A 19,993-nucleotide genomic window follows, 5' to 3' on the forward strand; every position below is an offset into this window, starting at 1 on the left:
TTTAACGCCTTTTCTCTAAAATTTTTGCTTCATCACGTTTTACTTTTTTTACAAAAGCCACGCCTTCATCTTCTTGATATTCTTGTTTAAAGGAAATTTCCTTCTTTTGACCACCTTTTGGCACTTCATGATAAAGTCTTGCAAAATTTAGCGTATCTTTATCATCAGCAAAACCAGAATCTCTTTGTTCTTCGCCCACTACTTCGCGGTATTCTTTGCCAAAAATTTTATCAATCTCATACCATCTTGCAAACTCATCGCCCTTTAAAGGATAAGTTTTCAAAAGCGGATGTCCAAACCAATCATCAGGCATTAAAATGCGTTTTAAATTGGGATGATTTATGATGAAAATTCCAAACATATCATAAATTTCTCTCTCACTCCAATTTGCTCCTTTAAAAATATGAGCCACGCTTTGCAAACGCTCTTTTACGCCTACAAAAGTTTTTATTCTCACTCTTAATCTTTTTTCTAAATTTAAAAGCTGATAAAACACTTCAAAACCATTTTTATCTGCTACAAAATCAATAGCACTTGCCTCTGTAAAACTTAAATACCCTAAAGTTTTAAGCATTTGCAAGGTTTTAACATTGTCTTCTTTTTTAATTTCTATTACCCAAAAATCAAGCTCTACAAAGGAATTTAAAATTTCTACTTGAGTTTTTAAAACTTCAAAATCCTCTTTAAAAACACTTTCATTAACATCAGATTTTACAGTGTGTGGCGCGTGATAAAATCTATCTTTGTAATAATTTTGAGTTTGAGCATTTTTTTTATCGCTATACTTTCTCATTATACCAACCTTTTAGGTGCGATTTTACGACTTGCTTTTTCTTTGCGGATCTTTTTTTGCAAAATCATCAAAGCAAACTGAAAACTTTCGGGGCGTGGAGCACAGCCTGGCACATAAATATCTACAGGTATAATTCTATCCACTCCTTGAACCGTAGAATAAGTATTAAACATACCGCCTGTATTGGCACAACTTCCCATAGAAATCACCCATTTAGGATCAGGCATTTGATCGTAAAGTCTTCTTGTAAATTCAGCATGCTTTTTACATAAAGTTCCTGCGATAATCATCACTTCACTATGGCGTGGTGAAGCTCTAAAAATCGTTCCAAATCTATCAAAATCATATCTTGAACCCCCAGCCGCCATCATCTCAATCGCACAACAGGCAAGTCCATAAGATAAAGCCCATAAAGAATTACTCCTGCCCCATTGAACTAGTTTATCAACACTAGTTAAAACTACGGGCAAACCACTTGCATAATTTACTTGATGCTCTGCCATGCAAACGCTCCTTTTTTATAAGCATATAAAAATCCAACTCCTAAAAGTACGATAAAAATAAAAACTTCTAAAAGCCCAAACCAACCTAAATCTTTAAAAATCAAAGCCCAAGGAAATAAAAACACAACTTCTATATCCAAAAGTATGAAGATTAAGGCGATGATGAAAAATTGAGAGTTAATCTTGTTAGCTTGTTTAACAGGAATAGGACCACATTCATAAATTCCAAGTCCTAATTTTTTGCGATTTTTTGCGGCAAAATTATTACCGATTTTTGAAGCTAAAAAAACCAGTCCGAAAAAAATAACACTAGCAAGTACTAGCATTAAAAAAATACCAAAATAAGGATGCGAAGCATCTATATGAGACATTTATTCTCCTTTTTTAAAGCACTTTAATCACTCCACAACAAAAATTAAATTTACACTTTTCTTTATTTTACTCTAAACTTTCTATATTGAAACTTATATTAAAAAATATTTTTTAAAGTTTTAATTTTTTATGATTAAATTTATAAAAAAGATCACTTTGATGGGTTATAAATATATAAGAAATATTATTTTTTTGCTGATAGTCATATAAAAAAGTTAAAATTTCTTTAGAAGTTTTAATATCAAGTGCTGAAGTAATTTCATCTAAAATCAACAATTTAGGATTTAAAATCAAAGCACGGATAAGACCTACACGTGTGGCTTCTCCTCCGCTTAACTCATAGGGTTTTTGTTCTAAAATTTGTTTTTTTAGACTAAAAAAATCAAAAAATTCTAAAATCAAGTCATCATTCTTTTGTAAATTAAAATTTTCCAAACCATCTTGTATAAGATTTTTGATTTTTTTATAAGGGTTTAAAGCCATTTTTTGATCTTGAAAGCAATACTGAATTTGCTTTCTTAAAAGTCTTTGTTTGTTTTTATCAAGCTTGTGTAAGTTAAGATTTTCATACCATACCTCACCCTCACTTGGATCTTCTAAAAAACAAAGAATTCTAGCTAATGTGCTTTTACCTGCACCACTTTTACCTAAAATTATTAAATTGTCATTTTCATTTAAAGAAAAATTGATATTATCAAAAATAATATGTCTTTCTTTTTTTAAATACCAATGCTTTTTAAGCTCATAAAACTTACTTAAATTACAAACTTTAAGCATTATAATACCTTAAAAACTCATTTAAGCTATATAAATTTGAACTATTTTTTTCTAGCATAAGAATTTCATCTGCTAAAGAATTTACCAAATTTAAATCATGAGTGATGCAAACTAAGGCTGTAGTATTTTTTAATTCTTTTAAAATCGATATAATCTTAGAAGCGTTTTCTTTATCCAAAGAAGCTGTGATTTCATCACAAATTAAAATTTGGGGTTGATTTAATAATGCCAAAGCTAGGCTCACCCTTCTTGCCATACCCAAACTTAATTCATTAGCATAAGAATGCCACAAACGATCAAGATTTTCAAATCCTAATTTTTGAAAATAAGAAAAAGCGTAATCTTTTCTTTCTTTTTGTTTTAATTTTGTATGAGTTTTTAAAACAAGATGACATAAATTTCCAATATCCAAATAAGGATAAAGACTAAGCTCTGCATCTTGCAAAACAAGTGCCACCTTAGAACGAAAATTTCTAAGCTCTTCTTTGTTAAAATTAAAAATACAAGAATTATGAAAACTTAATTCATCAAAACTTATTGTGAAATTAGAATCTAAAAGTCTTACCAAAGCTTTTCCCAACAAACTTTTGCCCACTCCACTTTGTCCTAGTATCATTAAAGTTTTGCCTGTTTTTATATCTAAATTAATATCCTTAAGCAATAAATTATTCTTCAAACTGATATTTAAATTTCTTACCTTCAAGATCTTATACCCCAAATTTTTTGTAAAAAATTACCCAACCATAAAAGAGGTAAAAACAACAAAAGCAAGCTTAAAAGTGGAAAAAGTATCATCCACCAAGCGCCTATAAAAACTGCTTTTGAAGACTCACTCAAAAGAGTACCTAAAGTTGGAATTTCAAATCCTAAACCCAGTCCAAAAAAACTCAAAGTAGCTTCTGTGGCTATAGCATGAACGATATTAAATATAAAAAGTGTAAAAATCAGTGTTTTTAAAGCAGGTATTAAATCTTTAAAAAAAGCTCTAAATTTAGTTCTTCCAAGCACTATATTTGCTTTGTAAAAATCTAAATTTTCAAGTCTTTTTAATTCACTTTCTATAATTCTTGCTATGAAACACCAATGAATTAAAGCGATTAAAAAAATCATCAAAAACACATCAGAAGTTATCATACTTTGAAAAAACATCATAAGTAAAAAAGCAGGCAAGGCTAAAAAAAACTCTAAAATACGCATCCAAAAAACGTAAAAAAAACATCGCGCTAAAAACAAATAGCACAAAGCAAAGATAATAGACAATAAAGATCCACCAACACCTATAATCAAAGAATTTCTCAAAGCAAAAAGCAAACGAGAAAACAAATCTCTGCCTAAAAAATCAGTCCCTAAAATATAAGTAAAATTAGGAGCTTGATGCAAATTTTCTAAATGAGTGCTTAAAATATCAAAAGGAGCCAAAAAAGGTGCAAACAAGGCGCATAAAAACAAAAAAATTAAAGGCGCAAGAATGATAAGAAATTTAAACAAAATCAAGCCTTCTTAATCTAGGATTTAAAATCCTAGCTACAATATCACTTAAAAATGTAAAAAATGTTGCAAGCAAAACGCTAAAAAATATAAGTGCAAGTACAACAGGATAATCTTTAAAAATAATACTTTTAAAAAGTAAAGACCCAAGCCCCTCGTAAGCAAAGACACTTTCTACCACATAAGTTCCCATCATAAAACTTAAAGCACTTCCCCCAAAATAAGCCACAATAGGACTTAAAGAATATTTCAAAACTAAAAAATAAATATCTTTCTCCCTTAAAGCTCTAGCGTATAAATTTTGAATAAAAATTTGAGAAAAACTTTCATTGATAAAATTTCTAGCAATCCTTAAAAATAACGCCAAATGTGATAAAACGAGCACCAAAACAGGCAAAATCAAATGCTCTAAACGATTTAAAAAATCATCTTCAAAGCCTATATCACTACTTCCCATAACAGGCAAAATTTTCCAAAAAATTCCAAAAATCAAAACAAACAATAAAGCCAAAACAAAAGGAGGTAAAGCAAAAAAATTAAAAGCTAAAAAAGTGATGATTTTATCTATAAAACTTTCTTTATAATAATATCCCAAAAGTGCCAAAAAAACACTGAGTAAAAATAAAAGCATTAAGGCACTAAAACCCAAAATAAAAGTATTAAAAATTCTTTCTTTTATAAGCTTTAAAACACTTTCTCCACTTAAAAAAGAAACTCCTAAATCTCCTTTTAAAGCCTTAAAAAGCCAAATTTTATACTGCTCTAGCAAAGGCTTATCAAGCCCTAAATTTTGTTCTATTCTTTGAACAAATTCTTTACTTTGTGAATTAACTCCATTAGCATAAGCTATACTGCCTTTACTAAAATGAAGTAAAACAAAACATAAAAAAGTGCTAAAAAATGCTACGACAATACTAAAAACTAAGCGTTTTAGCACTATTTACTCCACTCATAAACATTCCAAGTAAAACCCACTCCGTGATGACCTAAAGTCCTTGCTTTGATACCTTTTAAATCTTTATTATAAACTAAAGCAAAATCAAGATAGGCTAAAAAAATAAAAGGAGGATTTTCATACAAAGCATCTATAAAATCTTTATAATATTTTTTTCTCTCTTCCAAATTTGAAGTGTTTCTTGCTTTTTGCAAGGCTATATCCACTTTTTTATCATGATAATGTCCAAAATTCCAACCCTCATCATTTAAAGCACTATCTTGCGAACTTTCAAATACCCTAAAAGTGTGAAAATCAGGATCTAAAGGACTTCCCCAGCCTATTAAAAAACTATCTACTTTAGAATAATCAAAACTTCCAGCAGGTTTAGCCACCACCTTGCTTACAACTCCTATTTTTCTAAATTCGCTTTGCAAAATTCCAGCCAAACTTACCCTTAAAGGATCATTACTCATCGCCCAAATTTCAAATTCTAAAATCTTGCCATCTTTTTCAAAAATACCCTCATCGTTTTTCTTAAAACCTAAAGCCAAAATCAAATCTTGGGCTTTTTTAGGATTGTATTCATAAGTTTTAAAAGCTTTAGAATCCGCCCAAGAACGCTCTAAAGGATGATTGGCTACAAAACCATAATCATGCAAAAGATTTTTGACTATACTTTGCTTATCAATAGCATAATTTAAAGCCTTTCTTATTTGAATATCTTTTAAAAATTCATTCTCTAAATTAAACATTAAAGCTCTATAATCAGCAGATCTTTCACGCAAAATTTTAAAATTTTCATCCTTTTTAAAAATATTCAATAAAGAAACATCAATCAAAGCCGCATCAATTTTGCCATTTTTAAGCTCTACGCTTGCAACCGAAGGATCAAAAATATGTTTGATGATAAGTCTTGGGGTTTTTACTTTTGTAAGATAAAAATTCTCATTAGCTTTAAACTCTACATATTCGCCCTTTTTCCATTTTACAAATTTATAAGGACCTGTGCCTATGGGATTTTGATTAAAAGAAGCAGTATTTAAGTCTTTATCACTAAGTAAATGTTTAGGAAGCATTCCTATACTTAAAGCATCTAAAAATGCAGGAAAAGGTTTAGAAAGCGTGATTTTAAGATGATAAGGATTTAAAATTTCTATACTTTTAATATCTTCAAAATTCACATAAATAGAAGAATTATTTTTAGGATTTTTAAAAGCTTCAAGACTGAATTTAACATCATCGGCACTAAATTTCACTCCATCGTGCCACAAAACATCTTCACGCAAAAAGATATCATAGCTAAGTCCATCCTTGCTAACATTCCACGACGCAGCTAAATCAGGCTTTAAGCTCATATGCTCATCAAAACGCGTAAGTCCTGAAAATACAAGATTAATCACTGCATCGTGATCCTCACTATAAGCAGGATTTATCCTTGCGATTTCATTTTCAACTGCTATAATAAGTGTATCTTTTGGGATTTTTGCTTCTAAATTCACAAACAACAACATTGCAAAAATTAAAAATCTCAACATAAAAAACCTTTTTATTTTAATAACGCACAAAATTATAAAACAAAAAAACTCAACTCGCAAGCCTATACGGGGGATAAAGTTATATTTTAGTTATAAATTTATATTTAAATACTATTTTAATAAATTTTTATCATTATATTATTCAAATTTTTATTTTTTGAAGTTAAATTCATAAACGAAAAATTCATTATAAAGCCTATATTTAGGAGTTTTAAAGTCTTAATTTTAATTGAATAAAATTATTATTTGTACTATAATCGCAATTACTTTTTGTCACATAAATGTAAGGAGATAACACGGAACAAAATCGTAGAGATTTTTTAAAATGGAGTTCTTTGTTTGGCGGCTTAACCTTAAGTCCTATAAGTCTAAGTGCAAATTTATTAAAAACTCCACCATTGATCAGCAAATGGGCTGGATGTAATGTAAATTGCGAAACAAAATGTCCTGTAAAAGTGCATACTCAAGATGGAATTATTAAATATGTTAGTACTGATCATGAAGGTGATGATAGCTTTGATAATCGTCAAGCAAGAGCCTGTATTAGAGGGCGTAGTTCAAGATATAAAGTTTACAATGCAAATCGCTTAAAAAGACCATTAAAAAGAGTGGGAAAAAGAGGCGAAGGTAAATTTATGCCTATTTCTTGGGAACAAGCTTTTGATGAAATTTCTGCCAAAATGCAAGAAATTAAAGAAAAATACGGCAATGAAGCCTTTTATATAAATTATGCAACAGGAACAACAGGAACAACAGGAACAATAATCAATCGCTGTACACAAGGTCCATGGGCTAGACTTTTAAGTCTTTATGGTGGTTATTTAAATTATCATAATTCTTATTCTACGGCTCAAATTTCAAATGCTATGAATTTTTTCTATGGTGGATCTCCTGCTAGCGATATATACACTTTACACTCTGCAAAATTAGCTATATTTTTTAGAGCAAATCATGTTGAAACTAGAATGGGAGGTGGTGGAGTAGGCTATGCTTATCAAAAAGCCTTAGAAGAAAGTGGATGTAAAATAATTCACATTGACCCAAGATACAATGATTCTATGATAGGGCATTGCAATGAGTGGATACCTATAGCACCAGGAACCGATGCAGCTTTAATTGCTGCGCTAACTTATGTGATGATAAAAGAAGATTTACTTGATAGAACTTTTCTTGATAAATACACCATAGGCTTTAGCGAAAATACTCTGCCACAAGATGCAGCCAAAAACTCAAGCTATGAAAGCTATGTTTAGGACTAAACGATGGAGTAGAAAAAACTCCTGATTGGGCTAGCAAGATTACAAAAATCCAGCACGCCGCATAGTTCAACTTGCAAGAGAAATTGCCACCATAAAGCCTTGTTTTATAGAACAAGGTTGGGGAGTGCAAAGACATTCAAATGGAGAACAAAATGCAAGGGCGATAGCAACTCTAGCTTGTATTACAGGAAATATTGGCATAGAAGGCACAAATACAGGATGTCGAACAGGGTCAAGTAAAACATATGATATAATAGGTATGCCTTTTAAAAATCCAATAAAAGATTCTATTCCTTGTTTTTTATTCACAGATGCTATTTATCGTGGAAAAGAAATGACAGATATTAGCGATGGGGTGCGTGGCACAACACAATTAAAACAAAATATTAATTTATTTTCAATACAGCAGGAAATTGTCTTACAAATCAGCACAGCACAATTAAAGAAGTGCATGATATTTTAAGCGATGAGAATTTGTGTGAGTGTATAATAGATGTTAATGTAACTAGAACTCCGTCAAATAACTACGCAGATTATATCTTACCTGATGCAACTATGCTAGAGCAAGAAGATTTTATAAGACCTAGCGCAGGATATTATAGCAATAAGCCTTATATTATTTATTGTCAAAAAGCTATCGAGCCAGTTGGTGAAGCAAAACCTATTTATAAAATGTGTCTTGAACTTGCTAAAAGACTTGGCATAGAAAAAGAATTTAGCGAAGGAAGAACACAAAAAGATTGGCTAAAATACCTTTATGAAGAAAGTATGAAAAAAAATCCACTTTTGCCTAGTTTTGAAGAAATGTGCGAAAAAGGACTTGTAAAATTTGAGCCTGTAAAACCTGTAGTGGCATTACAAAGTTTTATAAAAGATCCTATCAATAATCCTTTAAAAACTCCTAGCGGAAAGATAGAAATTTATAGCACAAAACTCGCACAAATGCAAAAAACTTGGAAATTAAAAGAAGGACAACAAATAGTGCCTATTCCTGTTTTTGAAAGCCAAAGAGAAGGGATTTTAGATCCATTAAAACAAAAGTATCCTTTGCAATTTTTTGGCTATCACTACAAAGGTAGAACGCATTCTAGCTTTTGGGAAATTCCACAAATTAGAGAAGCTAATCCACAAGAAATTTGGATAAATACCATAGATGCAGAGCAAAGAAGTATCAAAACGGGCGATGTGGTGCAAGTAAGAAATGACTTAGGAATCATACAAGGCATAGCAAAAATTACTCCAAAAATCATACCAGGTTGTGCAGTAACCCCACAAGGTGCATGGGCAAAATATGAAAATGGTATCGATGTGGGAACTTGTGTGAATTCTTTGGCAAGTATAGTACCAACTGCTATTTCTAAAGGAAATGGACAACATTCTATTTTAGTTGAAATTGCAAAAGTTTAAGGAGAAAAAGATGAAATTAGAAGAAAATTCACAATTTGGTGTTATGCTAGATCAAAGCAAATGCGTAGGCTGTAGGACTTGCTCACTTTCTTGCAAGGATTATAAAAACATGCCTGTGGGAGTTAATTTTCGCCGTGTGTTTGAGACTGAAGGGGGAAATTGGACCTGTAAAGAAGATGGAAGTTTTGAGCAAAATGTTTTTGCTTACTACACTTCTATTTCTTGCAATCATTGTTCTAATCCATCTTGTCTTAAAGCTTGTCCAACTGGTGCAACAATGAAAATAAAATGGGGAATAGTAGCAATCGATGATAGTATGTGTATAGGCTGCAAAGCTTGTGCTATGGCATGTCCTTATGGCGCACCTCAATTTAACCATGAAAGTGGTCATATGAGCAAATGCGATGGGTGTTATGAGAGATTAAAAGAAGGTAAAAATCCAATTTGCGTGGACTCTTGTCCTTTTAGAGCATTAAAAGCAGGCGATATAACAAAACTGAGAGAAGAACATGGAAATTTAGCCTCTATCACACCTTTACCTGATGCTTCTATCACGCATCCGAATTTATGTATAGTGCCTGAAAAACATAGTTTGCCTTCAGGTAATAAAAGTGCGATTTTTCATCTACCTCAAAACTACCAAGGAGTTAAAAATGACATCATTTAATCACATTTTAAGCGAAATGCCTTTGGTGTTATTTACTATTTTAGCACAAGCTGTAATTGGACTTAGTTTGGTTTATGCACCTGCATTTATAAATGGTTACAAAAATTATGCAAATTTAAAGTCTTTTGGATTAGCCTTAGAATTGCAATGATGGTTGCTTTTATCCCTTCATTTTTTCATTTAAATGATATTACACACATTTTTAATGTATTAAATAGAATGGGTGTTTTTTATGCAAACAATGAGTGGCACATAGGCTGGATGAATAATGAAATTTTATTTGTATCTCTTGTGTGTGCTTTGGGCTTTTTGCTTTATCTAAAAACTTCAAATTGGGTGTTTTATCTTACGCTAATATGTGGAATTTTAGGACTTTTCTTTATGAGTGGAGCTTATATGGCTCCATGCAAGAAAGTGTGCCTACTTGGGATTTTAAGATCACTTTGCTTTATTTTTTTGCTAGTGCTATATTTTTAGGCGCTATTGTTTATTATTGTTTTTTTTGAAAATAGCAAACATGAAAGAAAAATGTCGTTTTTTACAGGACTTATAGGTATAGGGCTTTTAAACACTGCTATAGTTTTGCAAACCCTACATGTAGGACAAACTTGGATTATGGGGCTTGTAAACCCTTTTGAACTTTTAGGTGGAACCTATGATTGGTTTATATCGCTTTCTTTTGCATTCTTAGGACTTGGGACTGTTACTTGGTATTTGCATAATTATTTACATGAAAAATTTAAAAGTAAATTTTTTGCTTATTTTGCCCTACTTTGTGCATTTTTAGGGGTATTTACCACCAGAATGCTATTTTATGGACTTATAAGTACTCAAATCATGTTGGGACATTCTTAATGCAAAAATTGGCAATAGATATATTTATCAATTTTTGCAAAATCCACCTAATCATTTTTTGCTAGAAAAACTTAAAAAAGAAGAATTCTGGCAAAATTGGTTTTTAAAAATAATAGCAAATTGCAATACACCGCTTTAAAGCTTTTATCATCTTCAAACGAAGATGATAAATTAATAGCAAGTGATTTTACATCTTTGTTTTTAAGCGATGTTGATTATGTAAAAGCACCGCCTTTTGCTTCTTTTTATCTTGATGAAAATAAAGAAATTTATTCAGATAATTCTGATAAAATTAAGCAAATTTTTGTGCAAAATAACTTTTTTTCTTTTTTTAATAAAGAACCTGCAGATAGCTTGATAAATGAATTATTATTTATTAGTTTTTTAATCAAAAAACAAGATGATATAATTTTGCAAAAATTCTTAAAAGAAGAATTTTTTACTTGGTTTAACATGTGGAGTTTTGATGTTATCAATAAAGCTAAAACACATTTTTATAAAGCATTAACAATGTTAATGCAAGACTTTTTCAATCAACTAAATACAAAATTTTAACACAAGTCAATTTTTTTCTCCTTTTTAAGATATATAATATCTCTTTTACATTAAAAAGGAGAAATTATGACAAAAGAACAAATACAAATCATCAAAGATTGTGTGCCTATTTTGCAAAAAAATGGAGTAGATTTAACCAATGAGTTTTATAAAATAATGTTTAATGATTATCCTGAGGTAAAACCTATGTTTAATATGGAAAAACAAATTTCAGGAGAACAACCAAAAGCTTTAGCGATGGCGATTTTAATGGCAGCTAAAAATATAGAAAATTTAGAAAATATGAGAAACTTTGTTGATAAAGTTGCCATAACTCATGTTAATTTAGGGGTTAAAGAAGAGCATTATCCTATAGTTGGAGCTTGCCTTTTAAAAGCTATTAAAAATCTTTTAAATCCTGACGAAGCTACTCTTAAAGCTTGGGAAGTTGCTTATGGAAAAATTGCTGAATTTTATATCAATATAGAAAAAAAGCTCTATGATAAATAATATAAGCCCATTTTGGGCTTTAATCAAATTTTTCTACTAAATTTTTAGCTAATTCCTTTATATTCTCACCCTTTAATTCGCTGATTTCACCATTTTGAGCCAAGAAAATTCTATCAGCACTATCAAAATATGCATCATCATGTGTGATAGCAAAGATTGTTTTACCTTGCTCTTTTAGCAAAGGTAAAAGTTTTTTATAAAAAAATCTTCTAAAAACAGGATCTTGATCAGCCGCCCATTCATCAAGCACTAAAATATCCCTTTCTTCAAGCAAGGCTATAAGCATAGCTAAACGCTTTTTTTGCCCTGTAGAAAGTTTGGTTAAGGTCAGTTCATTATCTTTGACACTTGTTTTATCTTTAAGTTCTAAAAACTCCAACCAAAAAGCAATTTTTTCTTCGCTTGCAAAATTTTCTTTATTTAAGGTTTTAGTAAAAAGATGAAAATCGCTAAAAACAGCAGAAATAAGAGATCTATACTCATCTAAATTTTTATCATCTATAAGCGTATCATCAACATAAATTCCGCCTTTGCTTGGCTTAAAAAGTCCTGTCAAAAGCATACAAAAAGTGGATTTACCACTTCCATTTTTACCTATTAAAAATACCAATTCACCTTTTTTAAGTTCTATATTTACAGGATTTAAATGAAAATTTTCTTCATAAGCAAATTGAGTATTTCTAAAAGAAATTTTTTTCCATTCACTGATATAATGTGTTTTTTTAAAACCTTCTATATAATCATCTAATTCCAATTTTGCGATCTTATCCAAAGCGATTTTTGCCAAAAGCAAAGTAGGAAAAGATCCTATCATAGATACTAAAGGGGTTCGTAAAAACAAAATAGAAAGAGCTATAGTTGTAGCATCTGCAACACTTGCCCATTCAAATTTTAAAGCTAAGTAAAACTCTACACCCACTAAAACCAAAAGAGTTACATTTGTCCAGTTGTTTGAGAGATTGTTAAAAAGATTACCTAAAGTACTATTTTTCTTTTTCAATCTTGCATTATTTTCAAATTCATCTTCATAATAAAGCTTAGCTCTATCACGATTGATCAAAAGTTCTTTATGTCCATCTAGTATATTTTGGTAATTATTTTGCAAAGCATCATCATTTTCCCTTGCCTTTCTAAAATACTGATATACTTTCATCATCAAAAAATTATTAGTAATAAAAATAACCATAATCCATACCACACACAAAGCAAAAATTTGTGGTGAAAGATAACATAAATAAACACTAGTGCATAAAATCAATATACTTGATTGTAAAAAATCAGGCAATCTTAAAAGCCCAAAAGATATATTTCTCACATCACTTCCCAAAGAAGCTAAAATTCTAGCCTTACCTACTTTAGCGACTCTTAACAAAGGGGTGTCTAAGATCTGCTTTACTACGCGCCTTTGCATTTTAAAAATAAAATTTTGTCCAAAAATACTAAGTCCAAGTTCAACTATGGTAGAACTTATAAAAAAAATCAAAAGCAAAACAATAAAATAAAAAATAGGAATGTTTTGTGCATTTTTAAGCAAATAATCATTGATAAAAACAAGAGTTAAAACTCCAACAGCGCTTGTAATAAAAGAAAAAAGCAAAAAAGAAATCAACTTTAATTTATTTTGCTTAAGTAATTCCATAATAAAAGGCATTTATAAACTCCAAAATATAATTTTAATTATAACATTTTAAGAGTGATTATCAAAATTTTATTTTATCTTTTACTATAAAAACAGCACAAATAGCCAATAACGCTAAAAAAATCATATATATACTCATACCATATAAAAATGGATTGTCATTTTTACTCGCAAGTGTATTAAGCCAAAAAACGAGTTGCGGAGTAATACCGCCTGAAATTGCATAAGCAATATTATAAGAAAAAGAAATTCCTGAAAATCTTATTTTAGCTCTAAAAACTTCACTCATTAAAATAGGTGCGAACACATTAATTCCACCTAAAAAACAAACAATCGAATACAAAATACACACCAAAACCAAATTTTTAAGCTCATATAAAGCATAAAAATATAAAAAAGAAAAAAATACAAAAGCTAAAGAAAAGAAAATGCAAATTTTAAATAAACCAAATTTATCTACAAGATAACCCATAAAAACCCCGCCTAAAGCTATTCCCAAAATTCCTAATATCTGTAAATAACTTCCTTCAACTCCACTTAAATTTAAAATACTGGGCATAAATTTAGGCATTAATAAAACAAGCACAATAACACAACCTGTTAAAACCCAAGTCATCATCATTGATGAAAATAAATTTTTTACAATATCCTTTTCTTTAAATAAATCTTTAAGTGGAAAAGAACTAAGCGATGATTCTTTTTTCATTTGTTTAAAAACAGGAGTTTCTTGCAAAAATCTACGCAAATAAATAGAAATAATCCCAAAAATTCCACCTACAAAAAAAGCAATACGCCATGCATAAGCAGCAATTTCTTCTATGCTAAAAAAAGCATTAATGATTAGAAATACTATACTTCCTAACAAAATTCCTAAAGCCATAGCTGAATTTAAACAGCTTAAAAAGAAAGCTTTTTGTTTTTCTTGACAATACTCTCTTACAAAAACCCAAGCTCCAGGCAATTCTCCACCTATAGCTATGCCTTGAAAAATTCTTATAAGTATCAATAAAACAGGAGCTAAAAACCCAAGAGTTTCATAACCTGGAATAAAAGCTAAGACAAAGGTAGGAAGAACCATTAGTAAAATACTTAGCATAAACATATTTTTACGCCCAAATTTATCTCCAAAATGTGCCATAACTATACCACCTAAAGGACGTGCTAAATATCCAGCTGCAAATGCTCCATAAGTATTTAATAAAGCCCAAAATTCACTCATATCTTTAGGAAAAAATACATTAGCTATATATTCAGCAAAAAAGACAAAAATAATAAAATCATAAAATTCTAAAGTTCCTCCTAGTGAAGAAAGTCCTAAGATCTTAATTTCCTTTGTTTCAAATTTTGATTTTCTCATTGATTAATTACCTTAAATTTTAAAAACATTGTTTTTATTATACTATAATCATTTCCAAAATATTATCTAAAAATTTAAGGATAAATATGTTTAATTTTATAACCACTCTTTTAAAAACCAATCTTTATTTTTTAGAAGAAAAAACCACAAGCAAAAGTTCAAATCAAACCCATATAATCTCTCTTAAACAATCTGATGATGAATTTTTAAATTTATTATTTTCTTTTTTAGTGCCACAAAGCGATGAAGATAAGAATTTTATAGAAAAAACTCGCACAAAAATCAAAAGAAATGAGCATAATATTGCTCTGATAAAAAATCCAAATTTTAATGCTTTAATAGACACAGGGTTTTTAGATACTATTGATACATTAAAAGAAAAATTACATATCCACAAAACCGATTTTAAAGATATCACTCATATTATCTTAACACACGCGCATCCTGATCATATAGGTGCTTTAATGAGCGAAGAAAATCTTTTTCCAAAAGCTCAAATTTTAATCGATAAAAAAGAATATGATTTTTGGATCAAAAGCGATAGACAAGAAATTAAAAACACCTTGCTTAAACTTAAAAATATAGAATTTATTAACCACTCTAAAGATTTAATCTTTCAAAATTCAGGCATTAAAGCCATACCTGCTTATGGACATACCCCAGGACAAAATGCTATAATAATTGATGATAAAATAGTCTTTTGGGGAGATTTACTTCATCTTTATGATATACAAATTCCAAAACCTAAAATCGCTATAAAATTTGATATAGATCAAAATGAGGCTATACAAACAAGGGAAAAACTACTTAAAGAATTTAAAGAAAGAAAACTCAAAGTTATAGGGACTCATGTGCCTTTTATCGAACCTAAATTTTTAGATTAATTACTTAAAAATTACTAAAAATTAAGTAAAAATTTTAATAATTTTTGCTAAAATTATAGCCTTTTTATTTCATGAAAGGAGAAAATTTTGGCAAAAGATGATGTAATTGAAATTGATGGCACCGTACTTGAAGCATTGCCTAATGCAAATTTCAAGGTTGAACTTGACAACAAACATGTAATTTTATGTCATATTGCAGGAAAAATGCGTATGCATTATATAAGAATAATGCCAGGTGATAAAGTAAAAGTAGAACTTACACCTTATAGCCTTGATAAAGGGCGTATAACTTTTAGATATAAATAATCTAAGTTATTTAAAAGCTAATTTTAGATAAAATTAGAGTTTTTGCGACAAATTACATCGAACTATATGAAGAAGTATTTTTAAAATCCACCACTTATTTTGAAAATAGTTGGTTATTCATAAAACCTGATGTAGTCGTAAATCAAGTGGAATTCATTCAAGGAGACGCTCATGAAAGTGAGACCATCGGTTAAAAAGATGTGCGACAAGTGCAAAGTAGTTCGCCGTAAAGGCGTGGTTCGCATTATTTGCGAAAATCCAAAACATAAACAAAGACAAGGATAAACATGGCTCGTATTGCAGGTGTGGATTTACCAAAGAAAAAAAGAATTGAGTATGGACTAACCTATATTTATGGTATAGGACTTTTCACTTCAAGAAAAATTCTAGATAAAGTAGGAATTTCTTATGATAAAAGAGTTCATGAGTTAAGTGAAGATGAAGCAGCAGCTATCCGTAAAGAAATTCAAGAAAACTATATGGTTGAAGGGGACTTGAGAAAACAAGTTGCTATGGATATTAAAGCGCTTATGGATTTAGGAAGCTTTAGAGGTTTAAGACACAGAAAAGGGTTACCAGTTCGCGGACAAAAAACAAAAACAAACGCAAGAACTAGAAAAGGTAAGAGAAAAACTGTTGGTGCAAAATCATAAGGATAAATCATGGCAAAAAGAAAAATCGTAAAGAAAAAAGTAGTTAAAAAAAATATAGCAAAAGGTATTGTTTATATCAGTGCGACTTTTAACAATACTATGGTTACAGTAACTGATGAAATGGGAAATGCTATCGCTTGGAGTAGTGCAGGTGGTTTAGGATTTAAAGGTTCTAAAAAATCAACTCCTTATGCAGCACAACAAGCAGTAGAAGACGCTTTAAATAAAGCAAAAGAACACGGAATTAAAGAAGTAGGCATTAAAGTACAAGGACCAGGAAGCGGTAGAGAAACTGCTGTTAAGAGTGTAGGTGCTATGGAAGGAATCAAAGTAACTTTCTTAAAAGATATCACTCCATTAGCTCACAATGGTTGCAGACCGCCTAAGCGTCGTCGTGTCTAAGATATAAGAAAAATTTAGGAGAATATTATGGCAAGATATAGAGGACCAGTAGAAAAATTAGAAAGACGCTTTGGTGTTAGCTTAGCATTAAAAGGAGAAAGAAGACTAGCTGGCAAAAGTGCACTAGATAAACGCCCTTATGCACCAGGACAACACGGAGCAAGAAAAGGTAAAATTAGTGAGTATGGACTTCAATTAAGAGAAAAACAAAAAGCTAAATTTATGTATGGAGTAAGCGAAAAGCAATTCCGTCGTTTATTTGCTGAAGCAGCAAGAAGAGAAGGAAATACAGGGGTATTACTTATCCAACTTTTAGAACAAAGATTAGACAATGTAGTATATAGAATGGGTTTTGCTACAACACGTCGTTTTGCAAGACAACTTGTAACACATGGACATGTTTTAGTAAATGGTAAAAGAGTGGATATTCCTAGCTTTAGAGTAGAAGCAGGTGCTAAAATCGAAATTATCGAAAAAAGCAAAAACAATCCTCAAATTACAAGAGCTATCGAACTTACAGCACAAACTGGAATCGTTGCTTGGGTTGATGTTGAAAAAGATAAGAGATTTGGAATTTTCACAAGAAAACCTGAAAGAGAAGAAGTTGTCATTCCGGTTGAGGAAAGATTTATCGTTGAGCTTTACTCTAAATAATAGGGGCTAAATATGAGAAATATTACAACATCTGCTTATACGCCAACAGAATTTACAATAGAAAACATTAGTGATACTGTGGCTAAAATCAGTGCTTGGCCTTTTGAGATCGGCTATGGAATCACCCTAGCCCATCCTTTACGCCGTTTACTTTACACTAGCACCATAGGATATGCTCCAACTGCGATTCATATTGATGGCGTAGCTCATGAATTTGATAGCATGCGTGGTATGCTTGAAGATGTAGCACTTTTTATCATTAATCTAAAAAAACTACGCTTTAAAATTAAAGGCGAATCAAATAAAGAAATAGTAGAATTTAGCTTTAAAGGCTCAAAAGAAATTTACGGCAAAGATCTAAATAATGATCAAGTAGAGGTAGTAAACAAAGACACCTATCTAGCAACTATCAACGAAGATGCTGAACTCAAATTCACATTGATCGTTGAAAAAGGTATTGGCTATGTACCAAGCGAAGAAATTAAAGAGCTTATAAATGATCCTAAATTTATAGCTTTAGATGCTTTCTTTACACCTGTAAGAGAAGCAACCTATGATATTGAAAAAGTTTTGTTTGAAGATAATCCTGATTATGAAAAAGTGGTTTTAACTGTAACAACTGATGGACAAATCACTCCAAATGAAGCTTTTCAAAATGCTCTAGAAGCTATGTATAAACAATTATCAGTATTTGATAAAATCACCAATGTTAGAAGCGTAATTAAAAATCAAGCAACAAGCAATGAACTAGAAAATACTAAATTATTGCAAAACATTACAGATTTAAATTTAAGTGCTAGAAGTTATAATTGTCTTGAAAAAGCAGGAGTAGTTTACATAGGCGAGCTTGCTTTGATGAGTGTAAGTGAACTTGCAGGGCTTAAAAATTTAGGTAAAAAATCTCTTGATGAAATTAAAAACATCATGGAAAGTATAGGTTTTCCTGTGGGAACTTCTAAGCTTAGCGATAATAAAGAAATACTTAAAAATAAAATCGCAGAATTAAAAGCACAAAACGAAGGATAAAGAATGAGACATAAACATGGATATAGAAAACTTGGCAGAACTTCATCTCATCGTGCTGCCTTATTAAAAAATTTAACTATAGCTTTAGTAAATAGCGGAAAAATCGAAACTACTCTACCAAAAGCTAAAGAATTAAGAGGTTATGTAGAAAGATTGATTACTAGAGCAAGACTTGGAGATTTTAACGCTCATAGAGCAGTTTTTGCTTCATTACAAGATAAAAACGCTACTAATAAATTAGTGACTGAAATTGCTCCAAAATTCAAAGATCGCAATGGTGGATATACAAGAATCATCAAAACAAGAATTCGCCGTGGTGATGCTGCTGAAATGGCTTTCATCGAATTTGTAGCTTAATCAAATCCTAGCTTTTGCTAGGATTAATACTTCAATTAAATACCTTAAAAATAAAAAGTTTTAAATAATTATTTTAAATAAAATTAAATTTATTTATTTTCTAAAACCCTTGCTAAAAATTCAACTACTTATGCTAATATAAGTTTTTAATTTTTAATTTCAAGGATATGTTATGCAAGAAAACACTCGTTTACGCATTGCGATACAAAAATCAGGTAGACTTTCAAAAGAATCCATAGAGCTTCTTTCAGAATGTGGTGTTAAAATGCATATCCATGAACAAAGCTTGATCGCTTTTTCTACAAATTTACCCATAGATATTTTACGCGTTAGAGATGATGATATCCCTGGGCTTATTTTTGATGGGGTTGTAGATTTAGGCATTATAGGGGAAAATGTTTTAGAAGAAAATGAACTTGAACGCCAGTCTTTAGGAGAAAATCCAAGCTATAAGCTTTTAAAAAAGCTAGATTTTGGATATTGCCGTCTTTCTCTTGCCTTACCTCAAGAAAATAAATTTCAAAATTTGAAAGATTTTGAAGGCTTAAGGATAGCTACTTCTTATCCACAACTTTTAAAGCGTTTTATGAAAGAAAATGGGATTAATTATAAAAATTGTACGCTTACAGGTTCTGTTGAAGTAGCCCCTAGGGCAAATTTAGCCGATGCGATTTGCGATCTTGTTTCAAGCGGGGCAACTTTACAAGCAAACAATCTTAAAGAAGTTAAAGTCATTTATGAATCTCGTGCTTGTTTGATTCAAAAAGAAAATGCTTTAAGTAAAGAAAAACAAGCCTTAGTGGATAAAATTATGTTGCGTGTAGCAGGAGTAATGCAAGCAAGAGAATCTAAATACATTATGCTTCATGCTCCAAAAGAAAAGCTTGATAAAATTCAAGCCCTACTTCCAGGAGTTGAAAGACCGACTATCTTACCTTTAGCACACGATGAAAAAAATGTAGCTTTACATATGGTAAGTAAAGAAAATCTTTTTTGGGAAACCATGGAGGCTTTAAAAGAAGAAGGTGCGAGTTCGATTTTAGTTCTGCCTATAGAAAAAATGTTAAAGTGAGTAAAA

At 30.5% G+C, this 19,993-nt stretch carries 28 protein-coding genes; 18 read left to right on the top strand and 10 right to left on the bottom strand.

Annotated features, from left to right (window positions below; translation table 11 throughout):
* Position 1: 1 nt before the first annotated feature.
* The 8 genes from FBF15_RS06295 to FBF15_RS06330 all read right to left on the bottom strand — a co-directional run bounded on the left by FBF15_RS06295 (position 2) and on the right by FBF15_RS06330 (position 6,405).
* Positions 2–796: an NADH-quinone oxidoreductase subunit C gene (locus tag FBF15_RS06295; RefSeq protein WP_072224518.1), complete on the bottom strand. Its 795-nt coding sequence runs from the start codon at positions 794–796 to the stop codon at positions 2–4.
* Positions 793–1,296: an NADH-quinone oxidoreductase subunit B gene (locus FBF15_RS06300; protein ID WP_002777888.1), complete on the bottom strand. Its 504-nt coding sequence runs from the start codon at positions 1,294–1,296 to the stop codon at positions 793–795. Before FBF15_RS06300 ends, FBF15_RS06295 begins: the two co-directional genes overlap by 4 nt.
* On the bottom strand, positions 1,278–1,667 hold the full coding sequence (locus tag FBF15_RS06305; RefSeq protein ID WP_002870000.1) for an NAD(P)H-quinone oxidoreductase subunit 3: 390 nt from the start codon (positions 1,665–1,667) through the stop codon (positions 1,278–1,280). The genes FBF15_RS06300 and FBF15_RS06305 overlap by 19 nt, the downstream gene beginning before the upstream one ends.
* A gap of 112 nt (positions 1,668–1,779) precedes the next feature.
* A complete protein-coding gene (locus tag FBF15_RS06310; RefSeq protein ID WP_002875185.1) occupies positions 1,780–2,445 on the bottom strand; it encodes an ATP-binding cassette domain-containing protein in 666 nt (221 codons plus the stop codon).
* A complete protein-coding gene (locus FBF15_RS06315; protein ID WP_016818313.1) occupies positions 2,438–3,148 on the bottom strand; it encodes an ATP-binding cassette domain-containing protein in 711 nt (236 codons plus the stop codon). The genes FBF15_RS06310 and FBF15_RS06315 overlap by 8 nt, the downstream gene beginning before the upstream one ends.
* Positions 3,145–3,939: an ABC transporter permease gene (locus FBF15_RS06320; RefSeq protein WP_002858931.1), complete on the bottom strand. Its 795-nt coding sequence runs from the start codon at positions 3,937–3,939 to the stop codon at positions 3,145–3,147. Before FBF15_RS06320 ends, FBF15_RS06315 begins: the two co-directional genes overlap by 4 nt.
* A complete protein-coding gene (locus tag FBF15_RS06325) occupies positions 3,926–4,870 on the bottom strand; it encodes an ABC transporter permease (RefSeq protein WP_038816631.1) in 945 nt (314 codons plus the stop codon). The genes FBF15_RS06320 and FBF15_RS06325 overlap by 14 nt, the downstream gene beginning before the upstream one ends.
* Complete coding sequence (locus FBF15_RS06330) at positions 4,870–6,405, bottom strand: ABC transporter substrate-binding protein (protein ID WP_038816630.1); 1,536 nt, start codon at positions 6,403–6,405, stop codon at positions 4,870–4,872. The genes FBF15_RS06325 and FBF15_RS06330 overlap by 1 nt, the downstream gene beginning before the upstream one ends.
* A gap of 335 nt (positions 6,406–6,740) precedes the next feature.
* On the opposite strand from FBF15_RS06330, the gene FBF15_RS09905 reads away from it, so the two are divergent.
* The 9 genes from FBF15_RS09905 to cgb all read left to right on the top strand — a co-directional run bounded on the left by FBF15_RS09905 (position 6,741) and on the right by cgb (position 11,637).
* Positions 6,741–7,658, top strand: coding sequence for a molybdopterin-dependent oxidoreductase (locus tag FBF15_RS09905; protein WP_278184516.1), 918 nt, complete (start codon positions 6,741–6,743; stop codon positions 7,656–7,658).
* Between the two features lie 130 nt (positions 7,659–7,788).
* Positions 7,789–8,127, top strand: a complete 339-nt coding sequence (locus FBF15_RS09910) for a hypothetical protein (protein ID WP_050554035.1) — start codon at positions 7,789–7,791, stop codon at positions 8,125–8,127.
* Positions 8,112–9,071, top strand: coding sequence for a molybdopterin dinucleotide binding domain-containing protein (locus FBF15_RS09955; RefSeq protein WP_050554034.1), 960 nt, complete (start codon positions 8,112–8,114; stop codon positions 9,069–9,071). The genes FBF15_RS09910 and FBF15_RS09955 overlap by 16 nt, the downstream gene beginning before the upstream one ends.
* A gap of 10 nt (positions 9,072–9,081) precedes the next feature.
* Positions 9,082–9,738 carry a DMSO/selenate family reductase complex B subunit gene (locus FBF15_RS06340; protein ID WP_038816629.1) on the top strand — a complete coding sequence of 219 codons (657 nt, stop codon included), beginning with the start codon at positions 9,082–9,084 and terminating at the stop codon, positions 9,736–9,738.
* On the top strand, positions 9,725–9,889 hold the full coding sequence (locus FBF15_RS09480; RefSeq protein WP_171823040.1) for a hypothetical protein: 165 nt from the start codon (positions 9,725–9,727) through the stop codon (positions 9,887–9,889). The genes FBF15_RS06340 and FBF15_RS09480 overlap by 14 nt, the downstream gene beginning before the upstream one ends.
* On the top strand, positions 9,889–10,215 hold the full coding sequence (locus tag FBF15_RS09485; protein ID WP_171838251.1) for a hypothetical protein: 327 nt from the start codon (positions 9,889–9,891) through the stop codon (positions 10,213–10,215). Before FBF15_RS09480 ends, FBF15_RS09485 begins: the two co-directional genes overlap by 1 nt.
* Positions 10,216–10,221: 6 nt before the next feature.
* Positions 10,222–10,593, top strand: a complete 372-nt coding sequence (locus FBF15_RS09490) for a hypothetical protein (RefSeq protein ID WP_171823042.1) — start codon at positions 10,222–10,224, stop codon at positions 10,591–10,593.
* 96 nt (positions 10,594–10,689) lie between these two features.
* Positions 10,690–11,148 (top strand): molecular chaperone TorD family protein, encoded by a 459-nt coding sequence (locus tag FBF15_RS06350; protein WP_002892190.1) that lies wholly within the window; start codon positions 10,690–10,692, stop codon positions 11,146–11,148.
* Positions 11,149–11,214: 66 nt separating this feature from the next.
* On the top strand, positions 11,215–11,637 hold the full coding sequence (gene cgb, locus FBF15_RS06355; RefSeq protein ID WP_002871946.1) for a single-domain globin Cgb: 423 nt from the start codon (positions 11,215–11,217) through the stop codon (positions 11,635–11,637).
* A gap of 19 nt (positions 11,638–11,656) precedes the next feature.
* Here cgb and FBF15_RS06360 read toward each other — a convergent pair whose 3' ends face one another.
* Positions 11,657–13,288, bottom strand: a complete 1,632-nt coding sequence (locus FBF15_RS06360) for a multidrug ABC transporter permease/ATP-binding protein (RefSeq protein WP_038816628.1) — start codon at positions 13,286–13,288, stop codon at positions 11,657–11,659.
* Positions 13,289–13,337: 49 nt separating this feature from the next.
* Positions 13,338–14,633, bottom strand: a complete 1,296-nt coding sequence (locus FBF15_RS06365) for an MFS transporter (protein ID WP_038816627.1) — start codon at positions 14,631–14,633, stop codon at positions 13,338–13,340.
* Positions 14,634–14,719: 86 nt separating this feature from the next.
* Here FBF15_RS06365 and FBF15_RS06370 point away from each other — a divergent pair, with 86 nt between their 5' ends.
* The 9 genes from FBF15_RS06370 (at position 14,720) to hisG (ending at position 19,987) form a co-directional block, all read left to right on the top strand.
* Complete coding sequence (locus FBF15_RS06370) at positions 14,720–15,517, top strand: MBL fold metallo-hydrolase (RefSeq protein WP_038816626.1); 798 nt, start codon at positions 14,720–14,722, stop codon at positions 15,515–15,517.
* Positions 15,518–15,604: 87 nt separating this feature from the next.
* The gene (gene infA / locus FBF15_RS06375) at positions 15,605–15,823 is read left to right on the top strand and encodes a translation initiation factor IF-1 (protein WP_002781436.1); all 219 of its coding nucleotides are present in this window, start codon (positions 15,605–15,607) and stop codon (positions 15,821–15,823) included.
* 171 nt (positions 15,824–15,994) lie between these two features.
* Entirely contained in the window at positions 15,995–16,108 is a 114-nt protein-coding gene (gene rpmJ, locus FBF15_RS06380) for a 50S ribosomal protein L36 (RefSeq protein ID WP_002781429.1), read from the top strand.
* A gap of 2 nt (positions 16,109–16,110) precedes the next feature.
* Positions 16,111–16,476, top strand: coding sequence for a 30S ribosomal protein S13 (gene rpsM / locus FBF15_RS06385; RefSeq protein ID WP_002800121.1), 366 nt, complete (start codon positions 16,111–16,113; stop codon positions 16,474–16,476).
* 9 nt (positions 16,477–16,485) lie between these two features.
* Positions 16,486–16,878: a 30S ribosomal protein S11 gene (gene rpsK, locus FBF15_RS06390; protein WP_002779544.1), complete on the top strand. Its 393-nt coding sequence runs from the start codon at positions 16,486–16,488 to the stop codon at positions 16,876–16,878.
* A 27-nt stretch (positions 16,879–16,905) separates the two neighbouring features.
* The gene (gene rpsD, locus FBF15_RS06395) at positions 16,906–17,532 is read left to right on the top strand and encodes a 30S ribosomal protein S4 (protein ID WP_002856574.1); all 627 of its coding nucleotides are present in this window, start codon (positions 16,906–16,908) and stop codon (positions 17,530–17,532) included.
* 12 nt (positions 17,533–17,544) lie between these two features.
* A complete protein-coding gene (locus FBF15_RS06400; protein WP_002862241.1) occupies positions 17,545–18,558 on the top strand; it encodes a DNA-directed RNA polymerase subunit alpha in 1,014 nt (337 codons plus the stop codon).
* Between the two features lie 3 nt (positions 18,559–18,561).
* Positions 18,562–18,915 carry a 50S ribosomal protein L17 gene (rplQ, locus tag FBF15_RS06405; RefSeq protein WP_002851332.1) on the top strand — a complete coding sequence of 118 codons (354 nt, stop codon included), beginning with the start codon at positions 18,562–18,564 and terminating at the stop codon, positions 18,913–18,915.
* A 172-nt stretch (positions 18,916–19,087) separates the two neighbouring features.
* On the top strand, positions 19,088–19,987 hold the full coding sequence (gene hisG / locus FBF15_RS06410; protein ID WP_002858407.1) for an ATP phosphoribosyltransferase: 900 nt from the start codon (positions 19,088–19,090) through the stop codon (positions 19,985–19,987).
* The last annotated feature ends 6 nt before the right edge of the window (positions 19,988–19,993 follow it).

It is taken from the genome of Campylobacter sp. CFSAN093233 (assembly GCF_011068165.1).
Taxonomy (GTDB): Bacteria; Campylobacterota; Campylobacteria; order Campylobacterales; family Campylobacteraceae; genus Campylobacter_D; species Campylobacter_D jejuni.